This is a genomic window from Flavobacterium sp. ZT3R18 (assembly GCF_007097385.1).
Lineage (GTDB): Bacteria > Bacteroidota > Bacteroidia > Flavobacteriales > Flavobacteriaceae > Flavobacterium.
Genome location: NZ_VJZS01000025.1, coordinates 17,263 through 36,276, shown reverse-complemented (window position 1 = coordinate 36,276; position 19,014 = coordinate 17,263). Strand labels below are relative to the sequence as shown.

Genomic DNA, 19,014 nt, shown 5'->3' with positions numbered 1-19,014 from the left:
AGGATTGTAATCATAAATAAAAAACTGCCCGACGTTGCGGTTCTCTTCATGCAACTATTCGGGTGGGCTGCCTAAATTTTACAAGTTCCTTCGAGAGCCTATATTTGGCTGGCTCTTGCAAGTTTTCTTTCTAAAACCAGCGTACCAATTTTATACCCAAAAAAGAAGAGAATTGCAGTGTTTAAAGCATTAAACAATGGGAAAAGTACGTATATGAAAAGACCGGATAACCCAAGATTAACAAAAAGGTCTTTGACATACGCTACGCGTGATTCGTAGATCAGAAATACGATGGTAAATACTACAAATCCAATTATAAAACATTTTAAAAAAACTCTTTTATGTTCTATTTTAAAAGCAGCGATAAAGCCTGTTAAAATTGTAATTAGCAGTATTATGGTATAGTTGTTTATTAAAAATTGTGCTAGTAAGACAACTATATAAGGCAAGTAATTTAGTATGTTTTTCATTAGTTAAATTTTATAGTGTTAATAATTTTTTCCAGTTTAGCAGGATTCTTAACAAATTGGCTTTTTTTGTACTGCCCTTTTCTCCAGAATTCAATTTGATCTTTATAATGTATTGAGTTTATCAAACCACTCTGACCTCCGGCCAGAATTGTATGTGCCTGTATGTTTCCATCTTTTACTTCATATACCGCGCGAAAGACCGGATGAAACTTTTCTGTATTGATATTAATGGTATTGATGTTACCCCCAATATTATCGATTTTCTCTCCCAGTCCGGGTATGAACAGGATGTTGTTTATATTAAATTTAGACATGTTTTTGTAGGTAACTTTTTTCCATTGATCTCCATAACTTTGCGTTAAGGTATCCAGTGTTTTTTCAAAAATGGCGTCTACGATTTTTTGCTTGTTATCACCACCTGGAATGGCGTAATTTTTATCATTTAAATACTTTAAGAAGTTCTGTAACGAAGGCTCTTGTTTTACCTGTAGTCTGGTCTTTGCAAATTGCTTTGCTTGTTTTATGGAGACTTTTCGCAACATTTCGAAAACCAATGCCTGATTTCCGTCACCGCTCATATTTCCATCCCAGTTTTTTAGTTCTTTTACAATGCCATTATATTTCTCTTTTACCGGATAGTTATTTACTAATGTTTTAAAATCGTTCAAAGAAATATCAATGACATCACTTTGCATTTTCTGAATTTCCGGGACTGACCAGTCTTTCTTTTTTTCCAATACAGAATAGATACGTTTTGCTCTGTAATCGTCTTTTGAACCATGAGCACCGAAGTAAACATTGTTCTGAATAGGCTGCTGGTTCGCCGAAAACAAGAATCCTTTATCTGGATTAAAAGCAGACCAAAAAGCATCTAAAGGCTTCGCCGGAATATACTTTTTAGTACCGTCTAATACCTGACCTATATAGTCAGTACTTCTTGCTGGCAATTCGCCCGCGCATACAATTCCAATATTATTCTCTACATCACTGTAGGCAAAGTTTTGCGGGGGATAACTATAGTCTTTTAATGCTGTTGAAAAGCCATTCCAATTTTGGCTTTTCATGACTTCATACATGGCTTTTACGGAGTTGCTTTTTTCTGCAACATACCAATGCTGTGCATAATACTGACCGTTCTCCTCTTTTATAACTTTACCTTGTACTGTGCTTCTGTACTTCTCTATATAATCCGGTTTTCCTTTTACTTTGATGGTATAGTTTTTAACCTGAAAAGGAATCCATTTTCCTTCATAAAGGTACAGGCTGTCATTTTTTACCCGAAGTTTGTATCTGTCAACCAAATCCCATTCTCCATTGGTAATTCCCCATGAAATTTTATCATTATGACCACTTACGACTACAGGAACACCAGGTATTGTAAAACCATAGGTTTTGAAAGCACCTGTTACAATGTGAGCTTCATAAAAAGCTTCCGGAAGTGTCAGATACAAGTGAGGATCATTTGCCAGAATATTCTTTTTGCTCTTTGTTTTAGTGTTGTTTACGACCCAGTTGTTACTTCCTATACCCTGATAGAATTTATGATTTGTCATTAATTTAGCTCCTAAATCAAATAATGACGGTTCTTTTTGAGCGGTTTCTAATGAAGCTGTCTCTGAAGAATGTACTCCTAAATGGGATACATTTACACTGGAGGGTATTGAATTAGAGGGTAAAATAGTATTTATTCCTTCCGGCTGTAAAGGATAAAAATAAGTTATCTCCTGTCCCGGTAATTTTTCAAAAATTTCCTGTTGATCGATATGATGATCAAAATAGGTCAATGTATAGCTCATGTACCACGTAAATAACAAAGAATACTCTGTTTTCCATTTTCTTGGTGCCGTTCCTAAAGCTTTATACAAGGGATCTGTGTTCTCATTTTTTTCTAAATAAGCATTTACTCCGTCGGAATACGATTGCAAGTAGGCATAAAATTCCGGGTTTTCTTTTTTATAGGTTTGCAGTATCTCTTCCGATTTTTTCTCAAACTCATACGGCTTCCAGAACTTATCCGATTTTAGGGTTCCGGACCATAAAAACTCTGACAATCTTCCCTGTACAATTCTTGAAATCATCTCCATCTGGAAATACCTGTCTTTTGCGTGCATATACCCCAGACCGTAAGCTGCCGCATTTTTTGTAGCACTATAGATATGTGGAATTCCAACATTATCTACATAGATATCTAATTTTTGACCACTATGGATCTTTTGTGTTCCATCACTTTGTAAAGGAACAGATAACAAACCTGTTTTATAAGTCGTTAATTGGCCCAGAGAACCAAATGGCCCCAGTCTAAAAGTGGTGATAAATATCCAGCCCAGAGATAATAGGACAAAAAGTACTATTTTAATTGTTTTATTTCTTTTCATTTTTTTGAGATTATATCTTTAAATAATAGAATTTATAGGTTTAAGCGGGTCTGTGTTCTAATTCCTCTATTTTACAAAACACATGAGGCCCCTCTCTTTTTACCCGGGAGTAAAAAGAAACTTGTGCAGGGCCAATAAAAGAAAGCATTAGAGTGTTTTTGAGCTGTTCTAAAAGATTTCGGCAAGCTCTGAAATGTTTGTTTTTTCTAATTTACCATACTCCATTTTGAGTAAAGTATCTGCGGTATTGTAATATCTGTCATCATGCGTGATCGCAATGATTGTTTTATCCTCATCCCGAACTAGTGTAGCGATAATTTCGGTGTAAAATTTATGTCTGAAGTGCGGATCCTGATCTGCAGCCCACTCATCAAGTACAATAATAGGCCTGTCTTCTAAAAGTGTATTGATTAAAGCGATTCGTTTACGCTGCCCTGTAGACAAGTCGGTTGTTGAAAAATACCCGTCTTTTATGTGTACTTTCCCCTCTAACTCAAACAATTTCAAATATTTATTTATTTTATCATAATCAACATTTGTTATTCCGTAGAACTCATCAAACAAATAAAAGTCACTAAAAACAGGAGCAAAAAGGTTTTTTATTTTCTCCAGTTCTTTTAGCGGAACTAATTCTCCGTCTATATAAGCTTCTCCGTTATCCAGATTGTAGAGGTTTAAAATGGTGTTAATAAATGTGGTTTTCCCTTCTCCGTTACCTCCATATACAAAAACAATCTCATTCCTTTTAATGTCAAAATTAATTGGCCCTACTGAAAATTGATTTTCGCCAAAAGAAAAGGCATAGTTGCGTATTTTTAAATCTGAAAAATCTTTGTACTGCCCTTTATTATCAACCTCCTGCATCTTTTCAAGTGCTGTAAGATCACTTTTAAGTTTCTCCATTTTGTTAAGAGATACTAATGCCCTTGTCATCACCGGAATGATTGTCATTACACTTACAATGGGTCCCATCAGGTACAGTAAAACAAATATAAAACTTACTTTAATTGCCGTTGGGGTTTGAAATACCGGTCCTGCAAACACCAGAATAAAGGTAATGAGACTATAGAATAATAACTGGCTTATAATCTCACTATTGAGGTATTTTAAAAGTGCCGTTACATATTTGTCTCCTCCGGTCGTAGCCACTTTCATTACTTTCCGGTCATAGATTTGAGTTCCTTTATCGGCGTTGATATTAATTTCTTTTGCTCCGTTAAGAATGCTGTTAAAAATTCCTATGAATGTTTTTTCTAATTCTCTTACTTCTTTTATTTGCCTGTTACTGGTCTTAGATCTGACTGCATAGATAACTACTCCCAGCGCTATGACCACAATACTAACCGCGAATAACTTTAAAGACAAAAAAGCCATATATACTAAACAGGCCAGTATCAAAATAATCGAAGAAAAAAATGTAATTATCATTAATGATGCATTCGTAATATTATTTACATCTGTTGTTAATGTGGCAAAAACTTCTTCTTTATATTCCTGAAGCTTTCTGTAAGGTGCTTTAAGAATAAGCTTTATTATGTCTTTTCTAATGTCCCAATATATTTTTTGAGATAACTTAATAATACCACCTGCCAGCCACCTGCGTGAAATAAAAAAGATAACAATAGTTCCTACAAATAGATATAGATAGTTTTGCATCGATACTGTTTCGGTAGAAGTAATAGAATTGCTTATAATTTTATTAATAATTGTTATAAATGCAAACCCTGACAATCCTGAAACTATGGCCAGTAAAGAATATCCAATTAAGGGTCTTGTAGGAATAAGTTTAGAGTCGGTAATTTTTGATATATTATTTTCCATGTCTGATTTTTTAATAAAATTATAAATAGTCCCCAGCCCCACGACGCAGGGGTATCTATTTACCTGATTTAGTTTCCGGTGGGGTAATCGCTTTTGCGAAAGCATAATAAGACCCTTGTATTTTCTAACAAAAAAACTATAAGTACATACCTATTTTATCGCTACTACCTTATGCTACATGCTGACTAATGAATAGGCAGCGCATTCGTTGATAATTTTTGCTAATGTTTTTACCTGACTGTGAATAAAGAAATGATTTCCAGGCAATATCTGATAGTCAAATTTTCCGCTGGTATATAGTTTCCAGTTTTCAATGTCTACGACAGTTTCTTCCTGATCTCCCATTACGGCAAAAATTGGAGTTTCAATTACAAGACCTACTTCAGAAAATTTGTTTTTTTCTAAGATTTCAAAATCGGCTCTCATGATGGGACTGAAATAATTATATAGGTCCTGGTCTTCGAGGACTTCTTCGGGCACACCTCCTAAAGATCTCAATTCTTTTTTAAATTCAGGATCGCTTAAGGTGTGTCTTACTTTGTCGTTATAGGAAGCGCCCGGCCCCGGATTACCGGAAACAATTAACAGGCTTGGCGGATCTGAATGCTCTTCCATTTTTTTCGCAACCGACAGTCCTAATGTCGCCCCCATACTATGACCGAAGATGATATAAGGTCGGTCATTATTTCTTAATTTTTTAATTTGGAAAACGTAATCCAGAACAGCATCTGTCTTTTTAAAAAGGTGTCTTTCGAGATTTCGTTTTCCTCTTCCAGGAAGTTCTAAGGCATGATATTCAAAATTATTTTGAATATCATGCCTTAGAAAATCAAAAGAGTAACAACTTCCTCCTGCAAAATGCAATAAAAATATCTGTGTTTTTTGATTTGAGTACATAACTTCTTTCTTAAGATGTAGCATAGATGATAGTATTATTTTCTATTACTTTGATGTTCTTTTCTATTTTTTCCCTTATTAAACCTATAGTTAAAATTAAGGTTCCAACGAGCTGCATTAAAATTAGTCATCTGGTTTACTACAAAATCATCACCAATAATTGTTTCCCTTATTTTTCGAGTATTAAAAATATTACTTACCCCCAGCGTTATTGTTCCATTATTCTTAAATAATGATTTCCCTAAAGCCATATTCAAATAATAAAATGATTTAGTTCTTGTTTGGGCATCACTCACTGGCGCTTGGTATTCAAATTTACTTTGAAACGTAAAATCTTTAGGGAACTTAATCTGACTTAATAATGTTGCGGTCCAAGTCTCATTAGAATAATCCAGATTAGTTGTTCCTACACTTCCTTTCTGACTAAAGCTATAAGCATTAACCTCCGCATTAAGAGACAACCATTTTACGGGGGCGTACTGAGCCGAGACTTCCAGACCAAATCGTGCTTCTTCATCAAGATTTACTATGACAGTTTCAAAAATACCATCATCATTTTGTGTTGTAAAATATTGAAAATTATTTGTAGTTTTTGAATAGTATACCGAAGGATTAAGTACTAATCCTTTTACTTTACTTAAAATACCCAATTCTAAAGCATTTGTCAAAGAAGGTAGCAGGTTAATGTTTCCAAAAATAAGTGAGTTAAAATCCTGGAGTTCCGGGAAAGGATTTAACTGGTCTAAATTAGGTCTATTGATTCGCTGGCTATAATTTAACTGAGTAGTCGTTTTTTCTGACAAGGGATAACTTAAATTTACAGATGGAAACAATCTTGTATATGTACTGTCTGTTAAAACACCCCCTGCATTCTGGTCTTTGATCTCAATATGGGTATACTCTGTTCGCAGTCCTAATAAATAACTGAATTTATTTATCTTATTGCCATATTGAACATAGGCTCCCAGGATTTGTTCTTTATAATCCAACCGATTGTTAAAACCGTCTATTGTCGTAACTGTTCCGTCAATTTCTTCATCTGCGGCAAATTCTGTAGATACTACCCTGTTTTCAAGCTTAACCCCTGTTTCAAAATTGGCGGTCTCACTTAAGGGAGTTACATAATCAGATTGTAGTACGATATCATCACTTGCCCGGTTTGATAGTGTGTTTATAACGGACAGATCTGCCGTATCGGGAACAAGGGTTCTTCTTTGGATGTTAAAATCTTTTGTACTGTTCCAAAAATCATACTGGAAGTCTACTGTAAATTTTCTATCCGGTTTTTTGAACGTTTTGGTATAATTGAACTCCAATTGATTATAACTTCTATTCTCTTCTGATTCCCCTATTGTTTGAATGTGTGAATCTTGAATATTTTCCCCTGAGAATTTATAATTCAAGGTATTCTTATCTAAATCTTTTGTACCATTTCTATAAAATGCGGCTGTAATTGTATTATTATCATTTATAAAATAATCCAATCCCAAATGTACTAGTCGTCCATCATCATGTCTGTCCTGATCTTCTCGTTGATTTAAAAAAAGATCATTTCCATTTGATGTACTTACTTGATCTCTTGTATTAAGTCCTACGTAATCAGTATAACGAACCCCAAAATTGGAAAACAAATTAAATTTTCCTTTTTTATAATTAAGACTTCCCAGTACCCTATAATCAGCGGGAATTCCTGCCACCAAGGTCATACTACCACTTAGGTCTTCTTTTGTGTTCTTTTTAAGAACAATATTTATAATTCCGGCAGACCCTGCTGCATCATATCGTGATGAAGGATTTGTAATCACTTCTACCGATTTTATCGATTCTGCAGGAATCTGCTCTAATCCTTGAATCGATGATAGTCCCGATTTTCTTCCATTAATAAGAATGAGCACATTACTATTGCCTCTCAGACTTACACTACCGGAAGGATCGACCCTGACAGCGGGAACATTATCTAGCACTTGCGTTGCAGATCCTCCCTTAGAGATTAGATCCTTCCCTACATCAAAAACTTTTTTATCTAGTTTTAATGACATTTGAGATGTTTCTGATGTAACAACAACTTCTTCAAGAGAAGTTACATCAGATTTTAACTGAATGGTTCCAAGATTAATATTTGATTTAGAACCCTCTACAGTTAATGAGATAGTAGAACCCTCAAAACCTAAAAATTGAAATTCAACCGTATACTTCCCTACTTTGATGCCTTCAATCTTAAACTCACCCTTATCATTAGTGATCACAGTTTCTACAATCAGTGTATCCTGTTTTACAATAACAGAAGCGTATGCTAATTTTTCGTTTGGATCCTCTGCAGAAAGTGTTCCTGATATTTGAGTCAAGGACTGGGCTGATATGGTAGACATACATAACAATACTAATGCATATATGAATGTTGATTTTATCATGATATCTTAATTAATTATTAACATTTTTTTTTGACATTAAAGCTTTTATAATAATGCCTGGATTAGTAACCCTTTATCTTAGAACAAGGTCATTTTTATATTCAACAATTTTTTCCCCAAAAAGTCTTTCCGGCGATATATTATTGGCAAGACAGTATGCTAATAATTTATTTGACTCTACAATCGGAATAGACTCATCTGTATATTTGATGGAACTTATGTATTTTAACCAAGGTTCCATTCCCATAGCATAAACAAAGACTTCGCTAGGTTTAAAAACGTCTATTAGTGCTTTAGCCTGTTCAAAATTACATCCGGCCAATCGTCTAGATTCATCTTTATCTCTAGCTAAAGTTTCCGGCATTAATGGTCCGTATAACCAGGATAACGGTGCTCCTTCACATTCCATTCCTAAGAAAATAACATTTATATCTCCCATTACCTTATGAATACGCTCGTATAACTTTGGTGATACATTACAAGAATCTGCTGCAAACAATACTTTTAATCCGTCTTTGTAGGCTACATGGTGACATAATTTACTTCTTACATCCAGGTCACAATGTTCTCCAACAAATGGTAATCCTGTAATCGAACAATCTTCAAAATGAATGGTTTCCATCTCTCCCAATTCTATAATATTTTTGAATCCGATTCTTTCAAACATTAGTTTCAGATTTGGATCCTGCAGGAAACCGCCATTGCTTTTTGGAACAATGATGTTTTTAATCTTGCGTCTTAGGCGCAATAAAGTTTCAAAAAGAATATGATCCTGATGATTATGCGTTACCAATACATAATCGATAGATTCCGGTAAATCGTCATAGGAATATCGCGATATATCAGACTCATAACCGTAACTCACTAAAGGGTCTGCCAATATTGTCGTGTTTTTTGTTTCGGTAAGAATACAGGCATGTCCAAAATACCTTGTAAGAACACCGTCTCCTGTATATCGTTCATATTTTTTAGACTTTTCTTTTGTGAAAAAAGATTTAAACAAAGGAATATCTTCCGGTTCTACATCAAATATTTTTGCGATTTCCCCAAATGTTTTAGGATGATCTTCCATTTCAAAAAGCTGATCAATTTTTTCACTTTTGAGTGGTAGGTTTACTCGTAAAATATCCCCTCCAGGCAGTTTTGGTGTACTCAGTACAAATGATCTCGAATCATCGTCATGTACTAAAAACAAATTGAAACTTTGAAGGGATTCCTTGTAAAACTCTGTTTCATATAATAAGGATTCGAAAAAGCGAAAAGAGGGATTATTATTGATGTCGTATACCAATTCTACAAGCCCCTGTAAACTCTCTGGCACTTTGTTGTATAATTCGGTAAGAGCATATCCCTTAGCTTCTTTTTTAAGAATATCGTTAAGAGCGAATACATCTTCTCTTAAGGCCAAAAGATCAGCACACTGCTCTTTGGTATTGTCAATAAGTCCTTGAATTTCATCTACTCTTTTTCCGTCATAATCTATAAAAGGTCCTCCTAACATTTTAGGTGTTTTTACAGCTGCAGCATGAATCATAGGATTTTGAACATAAGACGACATAATTTTCAAATGTCGATCTTTAATATTCATTGCAGCTGTAGCAGGGGATATCAAGTGAGGCCAGGCATACCAGTTATCTACTAAAGGTTCTATAGCTAAATTTCTTTTAATGTATACTAAATCGTTATTTTGTATTTCCATGATATTATTATTTTATAATTAATTATTTAAGTTTTGATAATTTTACTTTGAATTTGGATAAAACATATCCTCTAGACATCTGAAGAGCGCAAACATTTTATTGTTAAACATAGGGGTCTCTAAATCTCTATTACGACAAAAGGATAATCTTATTAATCAAATTGAGCTGTTGCCAAAAGATTTAATCTAAGAGAGGGTACAAGCAAAATTTAATGAAGAAATCCAAATCAAACGGTTTTTGTGTAGTTTCGTCATAGCTTGCAGGATACATCAAATCTAACAGAATTCCATTTTCATAAACTAAACACGTCAGGTCAAAACCCGTATTGAAACTATTTGTACTATAAGACGTGACGATTGCTTCTCCAGAAATGGAATCTTCTATAGTCTTATTATAGGTAGGAACCTGATAGTTAAATGTTCCTCCTATTGCTCCTTCTATATCAATTGCTGTCATTTCTTTATAATCTTTTCTAATTATCTCATAAGGAATGGTCTGATAAAGGCGGGACTGAAGATAATCAGTATATGCAGCTAGAATAAAATCTTTATGAGATTGATAAGCTGAAGGATCTAAAACCCCCAAGGGTAAATAATTATTAAGTACTCCCAGAATCTTATTAACTTCAATTTCTTTAGAAACTTCTTCTCGCCCATTGACAATTGTTAATTGTAAATACTTATCATTTTTCTTTACTTCTCTTAACAACTTCTGATGCGCTGCAATAAATACTCCCGTAATTGGCAGGTTTAGCTTATCTGCTTTTTGCTTCAGTTTTTGGAAATCTTCTCCTTTAATAGCAATCTTTTGCGTCACACATTCAATAAAATTGTACTGAACCTGATTTTGCTTTGTAATGCTAAAACCTTTCAAATATTCCGTCCAGTATTCACGTTGTTCCCTGGCAATTTCTGATTTTAGAAATTCTTTCTGCCATGCTATAAATTCATAGTTCGATTTGTAATTATTTTCTATCGGTTTATTGATATAAAAATTTAGCAGGTTTTGCTGTACAATCAAATTTGTGTACATATCTGTAACAGAATGATGGATGCCTACAAAAAGATAGGCTTTATCTGTAGTATCGGCTATTAAAAATAACCTGATCATATTACTATTATCAAATAGGTCATACGGATTTGTAAAAAATTCATTTAGTTCTCCCTCTATTTTCTCTCTTTTGGTTTCGTTGTAATCATCAACAATCCTTATCTCTAAATTTACCTCCTGATTGGATACATATTTTTGGGAAATAACGGTATCGGTATCTTTTTTGAATTTCACATTTAGAAAAGGGAAAAGTCCTAAAAATTCTCTGAACGTACCCTCAAATGTGTCCTTGGAAAAATCTGAAATAACAATTGGGCCAAACCTTCCATGTGATTGTGGAAATTGCAGAATTCTTTTCTGATTCTCTGATAGATCTAACCAATCATTTTGAACCTGCAATTGTTTTTGTGTACCATTTTGAGGCTCAGCTATTGTTGTTGTTTTCAGTTCTTTTTCTGATTTGATCAGGTCATCAATCGTTTGCTCCAGTTTTCTTTGGTAGGCTTTTACAAGATCTCTAATTGTTTCTTCCTTAAAAACCTTAGAAGAATATGAAATGGTCATCTTTAATTGTTCTGATGAAATCATCCCGTTTATACTTAGCTTCGCATCAGTGCCATTTTCTTTACTAAAAGAAGAACCGATAGATTCTGTTGAAAAATCAAAAGGTGAGGTTTCATTTGCCCCTACTTTACTACCAAAATCTCCTAAATAGTTAAACTCAATACAGGTCTCCTTTTCCAGGTTTGATTTTTCATCTAAAAAATTAAGAATTCCATATCCAATTCCTTTTTGAGGGATTTTATTCAAATCTTTTTTAATTCTAAGAATGTTCTCTATACTATCTGATGATGAGACTTCTAAAACAAAAGGAAAAGTCGAAGTAAACCAGCCAATAGTTCTACTTACATCCATCGCAGGTAAGATTTCCTCTCTACCATGACCTTCCATTGTAAGAACAGATTTTTTTACCTCAAGAACTTCCTCTAATGCAAGACCTAAACCAGTAAGCAAAGCCTCATTAATCTCAATGTTATACTGTTTCGAAATCTGAGTTTGCAATTTATTGGTATATTCTTTATCCAGTACAAGGGTAACTTTCTGATCGTGATAATGTACCTTATCATTATTATTATTAAAATCTATTGGAATTGGCGCGACAACTGATGAGCAAACTTGCTCCCAAAACAATTTCTCCTTCTCTAATTCCAGACTAGAGGCATATTGATGCAGCCCTTTAGCCCAATATTGATAAGAATCTGTTTTTAGTGGTAACTGATGTTGTTCTCCTCTTTGATTGTGTGCGTATGCTTCAGACAAGTCCTGTAAAAATATGCGCCATGATACTCCGTCAATGATCAAATGATGCACGAATAAAGCCAGTCTATCACCGTCCTTTAATTTAAAAACAACAGCTTTTATAAGCCTTCCTTTTTCCAGATTAAAACTGGACTGAAACTCCTCACTTATCGTTTTCATGGCAGAAAGCGCATCATCCTCGTCTCGTAAATCATATAATTCAATATCAAAATTAAAAGCATCATTGATAAGATTACGCTGTTTCCAAACTCCATTTTCTTTTTCAAACTGAGTACGCAGGGCATCATGATGATTGATAACCTGTTTCAGTGCCTTTATTAGATTTACAGAATTAATTGATTCCTTTGCTTTTAGAAGGACAGACTGATTATAATGATGTTTTTCTTTTATGGCCGAAGTAGCAAAGAAATAATGTTGAATCGGTGTTAGTAGAATTTCACCCGTAACTTCTGACTGATCAATATTTCTCGTATTTACAGTAATTAATTTAGCAAGATCTTCTAATATTGGATTTCTAAGAATATGATCTACTTTTAGTGATAATCCTTTTTGTTTTAATCTTGAAATTAACATTATTGCTTTTATGGATTCTCCTCCCAAACTAAAGAAATTGTCTTTTATACCGATGTTCTTTTTATCCAAAACCCGTTCGCAAAACTCAACAAGAATTTTTTCTTCGGTGGTGACTGGTGCTACATATTGTACTTCACTATACAATTCTACACCAACTGTTTTTACGAGTGCTTTTTTATCTACTTTACCATTTACGTTCAACGGTATTTTATCTAAAAAGATAAAACTTGTCGGGATCATATAGTCAGGAATAATTTTTGATAAAAAAGATCTTAGTTCTTCTATACTGACCGGAGCTGTCATTACGATGTAGGCAACAAGCTCTTTATTTCCTTTCTCGTCATTTTGTGCAGTCACTACAGCTTCGTCTATTTTTTCATTAGACAATAATTGATGTTCAATAGCACTTAATTCTATACGATGTCCTCTTATCTTTACTTGTTCATCATTACGTCCTTCATAAATAATATTACCCTCCGTAGTCCATTTTCCTAAATCTCCTGTTTTGTATAATCTCCCATTTGCTTCAAATGGGTTTTTAATAAACTTTTGATTGGTTAATTCTTCTCTGTTCAGATATCCTCTGGCAACTCCTTTACCTCCTATACATATTTCTCCTACCACGCCTGTTGGAACCAGATTGTGATGTTTATCCAGAATATAAATTTTGGCATTTGATATTGGTTTCCCAATAGGAATATTGCGATACGCCAGTGTATTGTCTTCCGGCATCTTAAAAATAGTACAACAAACACTAGCCTCAGTTGGCCCGTATGTATTATAATAAGTACCATATTTAAAGTATGGTTTTATAATTTCATAGTCCGGCACTTCTCCACCAGTAATTAATATCTCTACTGTTTTTAAATCGTCAATATCTACCAGGGCAAGATACGAAGGCGTCAATGCAGCAATGTTGATTTTGTTGTTTTTTATAAAGGTTGTCAGTGTATTTGCATCCTTTCGTTGTTCTTCGCTTGCCATGTAAAGAGTTCCTCCTGATAGAAGACTCAAAAAGGTCTCCCATGCAGAGACATCAAAAGAAAAAGGAGCAAATTGTAATCCTCTACAGTTTTGATCTAATTTAAAGTAATCAATTTGAGTAAGGATTGTATTTACAATCTGACTGTGTTCTATCATAACTCCTTTAGGAAGACCTGTTGATCCGGAAGTATAAATAACATAGGCTAAATCACTAGGAGTAACAACAGTTGTTACCGCATCACAGTTACTGGCATCAAAAACAATATCTACTGCCATTAGTGCTCCGGTATAAAACTCAAGATCAAACATATAAGACGTTGTTGTGATCAGCAATTCTAACTGAGTATCAGCAATAATATGTTCCTTTATCTGATTAGGCATCTCAGCAGCAATAGGAACATAAGCGCATCCCAATTTTAAAATCGCAAGTATGGATATAATATTCCACTCATTACGTTCTAATTGTATCCCTATAAGTTTCCCTTTTTTAATTTGATACTGTTTATTTATATAACGAGCCAAGTCACTTGAAGCCACATCTAACGCTGCATAAGTAAATTCTTTATTACCAGCAAAAAGACCAATTTTATTCGGATTTTGCTTTACTTGTTTTTCAAACAAGGATAATAATGTTTCTTCTGGAGAATATGGAAATGTTATATTATTAAAATCCAATACTAACTCTTCTTTTTCTTTTACAGACAAATAATCAATTTCCTGAATAGGAGTATTAGGCTGCAAAACAATTTTTTCAATTAATTGTTTAAAATGTGTTAATAACCCTATCACATACTCGGATTCAAAAACGTCTGTATTGTATACTAAATGACAGCATAAATAATCTCCTTCTTCGATAAAGTTGATATCTAAATCTGCTAATGCTGAGTTTTCCCCCAATAGTTTTATATCTTCTATTTGAGTTTCATCTACATTAGATTGTTGGATATCGTATATCGCATTTTGCAGTAGGAGCATAACATCAAACAAAGGAGACCTTGACATGTCTTTGTTATAATTGATCAATTTTAATAAATGATCAAAAGGATAAAACTGACAATCTAAGGCAGATAACGTGTTTTCTTTTACAGTATCAAAAAATGTATTGAATGTTTCTTCAGGATTGAGTTGATTTCGTAATGGCAATGAGTTGATATAACACCCTATTTGATCCTTTAAATCTGCGTGATCACGCCCACCAATTGGAGTACCAATAATAATATCGGTACTATTGGTATACTTATAAAGGAGTACATTCCAGACAGCTAGTAATCCCATAAAAAGACTTCCTTTTTTCTCGGAACAAAAATTCTTAAAGAGCGCAGTAGTCTCTTTAGAAAGATAGGATTTAAGTGCAAATCCATTAAACGTTCTGATAGCTGGTCTCTTCTTGTTATTTGTAAAATTAAGTACAGGTAATTCTCCTGAAAATGTATCTTTAAAATAGGCTTCCTCGCTTTTAAAAAGTCCCTTAGAAAGTTGCTCATTTTGCCAGGCTGCATAATCTTTATATTGAATATTTAGTTCTGGAAGTTCGACCGGAACACCCGATTCAAAAGAAGAGTAAAATGCAAAAATGTCTTTGAATAATATATCAAGAGACCAGGAATCGCTTATTACGTGATGGATATTGCAGTAAAAAATAAATTCACTATCCTTTACCTGAAATAAACTTATTCTAATTAATGGTCCCCGGCCTATATCAAATGGTTTTTCTACATCATCTCTGGTAATAGCTTTTACCTGTTCTTCTCTTTTATCTAAAGTTCTAAGGTCAAAAAAATCTATTGTAAAATCTAAATCTTCTTTTTCTAAAATATATTGTCTTATTTGCCCTTCTTCATTGATTTTAAAAACAGTACGCAATGACTCATGTCTCTCTATGGTACTATATACAGCACGTTTAAAATTTACAACATTAATATCTTGTTTTATGCGAATAGAATTAGGTACCGCATAATTGAATCCTTTCTCATCTGTCTCTACAAATAGTGAGGATAACATTCTAAGTTGACTTGAGGATACTTCATAACTCTTTTGAGTCTCAACTTTAGGTATATTATTATAACTAACTGAAGATAAATACTTAGTTAGGTATGAAACAATTTCTTGCTTATTTTCTTTTATTCTTGTAATAAGTGCCTCATCTATTACCTCATCTCTAAAACCAAGTTTAAGATCTGTACCATCCAGTGTTATCGTAATATTATTCTCGTAGATTTCATTTAATAAATTGACCATTGTATTTCGTTTTTGGTTTATATAATAGCTTGTCTATAATTAATAAATTGTGTTGTTATTTTTTGTCGCTTTGAGGATAAAGAAAAAGAAGACGATCCTTTCTAGATCGTCATTACTGATTTATAACTACTTTCTTCTTCCAGATTTACAACAAATTTTAATCTCATATCGATCTCGGAAGCCAGGTCCTTTATCGTAGATTTTTGATAGAAATCTTTAATTTTTATGTCTGTATCAAATGTTTTCTGAATCAATTTAAGCATCGTAACTCCTTTTAAGGAATTGCCTCCCAGAGCAAAAAAATCATCTAAAATTCCAACCTCATCTTTACTAAAAAAGATTTTCCACATTTCGACCAGTTTTTCTTCCGTTTCATTTGTTGGCGTTACATAATTAACAAAGGACACAACATTTTTATCCAGATCTTCCTGAAATGCTTCATTATCATCAAAGTGCTCTAAAGCAAAAGGTGTTACTGTGGCGATTTTTTCTGCTCCTGAAAGATTCAAGAGTTCAAAAGGATTTACTTTTACAGGAAGTTTTGTTTTATTAAATACATAACCCGGCATAGAAACACGATGCGGTTTTTGTGCTCCATAATACGTTTCCCAATCGATATCCAGACCATTAATCCATAATTCTCCCATTTTTATCAGAAGATGTTCCTGATCATTAATTTCCTGTTTTGGATGTCTGATCAGGTTTATAGCTGTATTATTAGCGGCCGGATTGTGATTTTGTTGCTGGAACAAAGTCGTTAATGTATTTCCGGGACCTACCTCTATAAAAATGCTGTTGGGTTCTTTTAATAAGGTCGTTAAACCATCAGAAAATCGTACGGTATGGCGTAAATGATCTATCCAGTATTGTGATGATTTTGCTTCGTCAACAGTTATTAATTGTCCGGTTAGGTTTGATACAAAAGGAATTTTTAATGCAGAGAATTCAACATTTTCTAATTCTTGTCTGAATTCTTCCAAAACTGAATCCATTAAAAAAGAATGTCCTCCCAATGAAATTTTTAATTTTGAGTGTAAAATTTCTTCTGTTTCAAATATTTCCATAAGCGACTCTATCGCCTCTTCTGTTCCTGATAATACACAAGACTCCGGAGAATTAACTACTGCTAAAGCGACGTTATCATTTAAATATGCTTTTATTTTTTCTTCAGAAAGAGAAACGCTCAACATGCTTCCTTTGCGAGACTTATTCATTAATAAAGCACGTTTAGCAACTAACCTTACTCCTGTTTCAAACGAAAAAACGTCACTTAAACATGCAGCAACATATTCTCCTGTACTATGCCCGATCAATTTATCTGGATGAATACCCCAATGCATCATTAATTTCGCTAAAGCATATTCAAAGACAAATACAATGGGTTGGGTAAACTCATTTTTATTGATATCAAAACCTTTTTCCTGATCTGTATTTTCTTTATACAAGATTTTTGAAACATCAATCCCAGTCAATTCTTTAATGATCGAGAATCCTTCGTCCATAAGTTGTTTAAAATACAGCTCAGTATCATAAAGATCTCTTCCCATGTTAAAATACTGTGCGCCAGAACCAGTGCACATAAAGACTATTTTTCGCTTTTGATCCAGTTTTGCCGAATATAAAGTGGTACTTAAAGGATCTTTTAAAATTTCTAATGCGTTTTCTTTAGAATTACTCACTAAAAATCTATTGTACTTAAATTGATTTCTACCTGCCTGAAGCGTATATGTCATGTCACGGAAACTATCGCTTTCATTTTTTTCAAGAAATGAAACTAGTTTTTCCTGATAAGCATTTAATGATCCTACAGATTGTGCAGAAAAACGCAGTAGTTTATAGGTATTATCTTCTGTCGTTTTATTTTTTATCGGAGCTTCTTCTAACACTACGTGAGCATTATTTCCGCCAATTCCAAAACTACTTACACCTGCTCTTAAAGGTTGATTATTAACCGAATTCCAATTTGACAATTCTGTTTGCACTTTGAAAGGACCGGATTTAAAATTGATTTCCGGATTTGGGTTTTTAAAATGTAAGGACGGTGGAAGCATTTTATTTTTTAATGCTAATGTTGTCTTGATAAATCCTGTAATCCCAGCTGCTACATCAAGATGTCCTATATTTGTTTTTACAGAACCTATAGCACAATGATGATTTGTATTATACCCAAAAGATTTATTAAGTGCTTCTACTTCTATAGAATCTCCTAATTTTGTTCCTGTACCATGCGCTTCTATATACGTGATAGATTCAGGGGTTACATCTGCAATTTGATGTGCTTGTCTGATGCACTCATATTGCCCGTTTATACTTGGCGCTGTATAACCTACTTTTCTGTTTCCGTCATTATTAACAACCGATGATCGAATTACCGCATAAATTTGATCATTATCTTTTATAGCATCTTCAAATCTTTTTAAAACCACTACTCCCGCTCCTTCTCCTGATACAATTCCAGACGAATCTTCATCAAAAGCTTTACAATGACCATCTTTAGAATTTGTCATTCCTTCCTGATATAAATGTCCTTTGTATGGTTTAGAATAGACTCTTACGCCACCTGCAACTGCTATCGAACATTCTCTCATCAATAAGGAACGGCAAGCCTGATGAACAGCTACTAATGAACTTGAACAAGCTGTATCTACATAATAACTAGGACCTCTCAAGTTTAGGTTATAAGAGATGAGTGTACTTATAAAATTTTCGTTAGAGATTTGATTTAGATAAAATGAATTTACATTAGCATTATTTGAAATCATGGTATAAGCTCTCCAATTCAAATTATCCGATGCAGATAAGTACAATCCAATTTTGTCTTTATATGTTTTTGGGTTATATCCGGCATCTTCCAGACCAAGCCAAACTTGTTCGTGCATCATGCGAATTTGAGGATCCATAGACATGGCTTCTTGTTTGGTATATCCAAAAAAAGAATAATCAAAACTATTAGGATCTTCCAGAAAGGCTTGTGCTTTTATTAGATCCGGGTTTGCCAGCTCTTGTTCGCTCATCCCTACGGCTTTTAATTCCTCATCAGTATAAAAATGAACTAGTTCTTTACCATTTTTTAAATGTTCCCAGAATTCATTAATGGTAGCTGATTTAGGATACCTACCTGAAATTCCAACAATAGCAATATCTTTTTTTCTATTATTATTTTCCATCGTAATTG

The 19,014-nt window shown here is 33.7% G+C and carries 8 protein-coding genes; all 8 read right to left on the bottom strand.

From position 1 onward, the window contains the following. Positions 1-98: 98 nt before the first annotated feature. The 8 genes from FNW52_RS18315 to FNW52_RS18280 all read right to left on the bottom strand — a co-directional run bounded on the left by FNW52_RS18315 (position 99) and on the right by FNW52_RS18280 (position 19,006). Positions 99-470 (bottom strand): hypothetical protein, encoded by a 372-nt coding sequence (locus tag FNW52_RS18315; protein WP_143378937.1) that lies wholly within the window; start codon positions 468-470, stop codon positions 99-101. Then, on the bottom strand, positions 470-2,845 hold the full coding sequence (locus FNW52_RS18310) for a penicillin acylase family protein (protein ID WP_143378936.1): 2,376 nt from the start codon (positions 2,843-2,845) through the stop codon (positions 470-472). The genes FNW52_RS18315 and FNW52_RS18310 overlap by 1 nt, the downstream gene beginning before the upstream one ends. Positions 2,846-3,013: 168 nt before the next feature. Beyond that, positions 3,014-4,666 (bottom strand): cyclic peptide export ABC transporter, encoded by a 1,653-nt coding sequence (locus FNW52_RS18305; RefSeq protein WP_185966035.1) that lies wholly within the window; start codon positions 4,664-4,666, stop codon positions 3,014-3,016. 174 nt (positions 4,667-4,840) lie between these two features. Beyond that, the gene (locus tag FNW52_RS18300) at positions 4,841-5,587 is read right to left on the bottom strand and encodes a thioesterase II family protein (RefSeq protein WP_255515648.1); all 747 of its coding nucleotides are present in this window, start codon (positions 5,585-5,587) and stop codon (positions 4,841-4,843) included. Positions 5,588-5,598: 11 nt separating this feature from the next. Further along, positions 5,599-7,974, bottom strand: coding sequence for a TonB-dependent receptor domain-containing protein (locus FNW52_RS18295; protein WP_143378934.1), 2,376 nt, complete (start codon positions 7,972-7,974; stop codon positions 5,599-5,601). Between the two features lie 73 nt (positions 7,975-8,047). Further along, positions 8,048-9,673 carry an MBL fold metallo-hydrolase gene (locus FNW52_RS18290; protein WP_143378933.1) on the bottom strand — a complete coding sequence of 542 codons (1,626 nt, stop codon included), beginning with the start codon at positions 9,671-9,673 and terminating at the stop codon, positions 8,048-8,050. A 181-nt stretch (positions 9,674-9,854) separates the two neighbouring features. Next, the gene (locus FNW52_RS18285; protein WP_143378932.1) at positions 9,855-15,839 is read right to left on the bottom strand and encodes a non-ribosomal peptide synthetase; all 5,985 of its coding nucleotides are present in this window, start codon (positions 15,837-15,839) and stop codon (positions 9,855-9,857) included. 101 nt (positions 15,840-15,940) lie between these two features. Continuing rightward, the gene (locus FNW52_RS18280; RefSeq protein ID WP_143378931.1) at positions 15,941-19,006 is read right to left on the bottom strand and encodes a type I polyketide synthase; all 3,066 of its coding nucleotides are present in this window, start codon (positions 19,004-19,006) and stop codon (positions 15,941-15,943) included. Between the last annotated feature and the right edge of the window lie 8 nt (positions 19,007-19,014).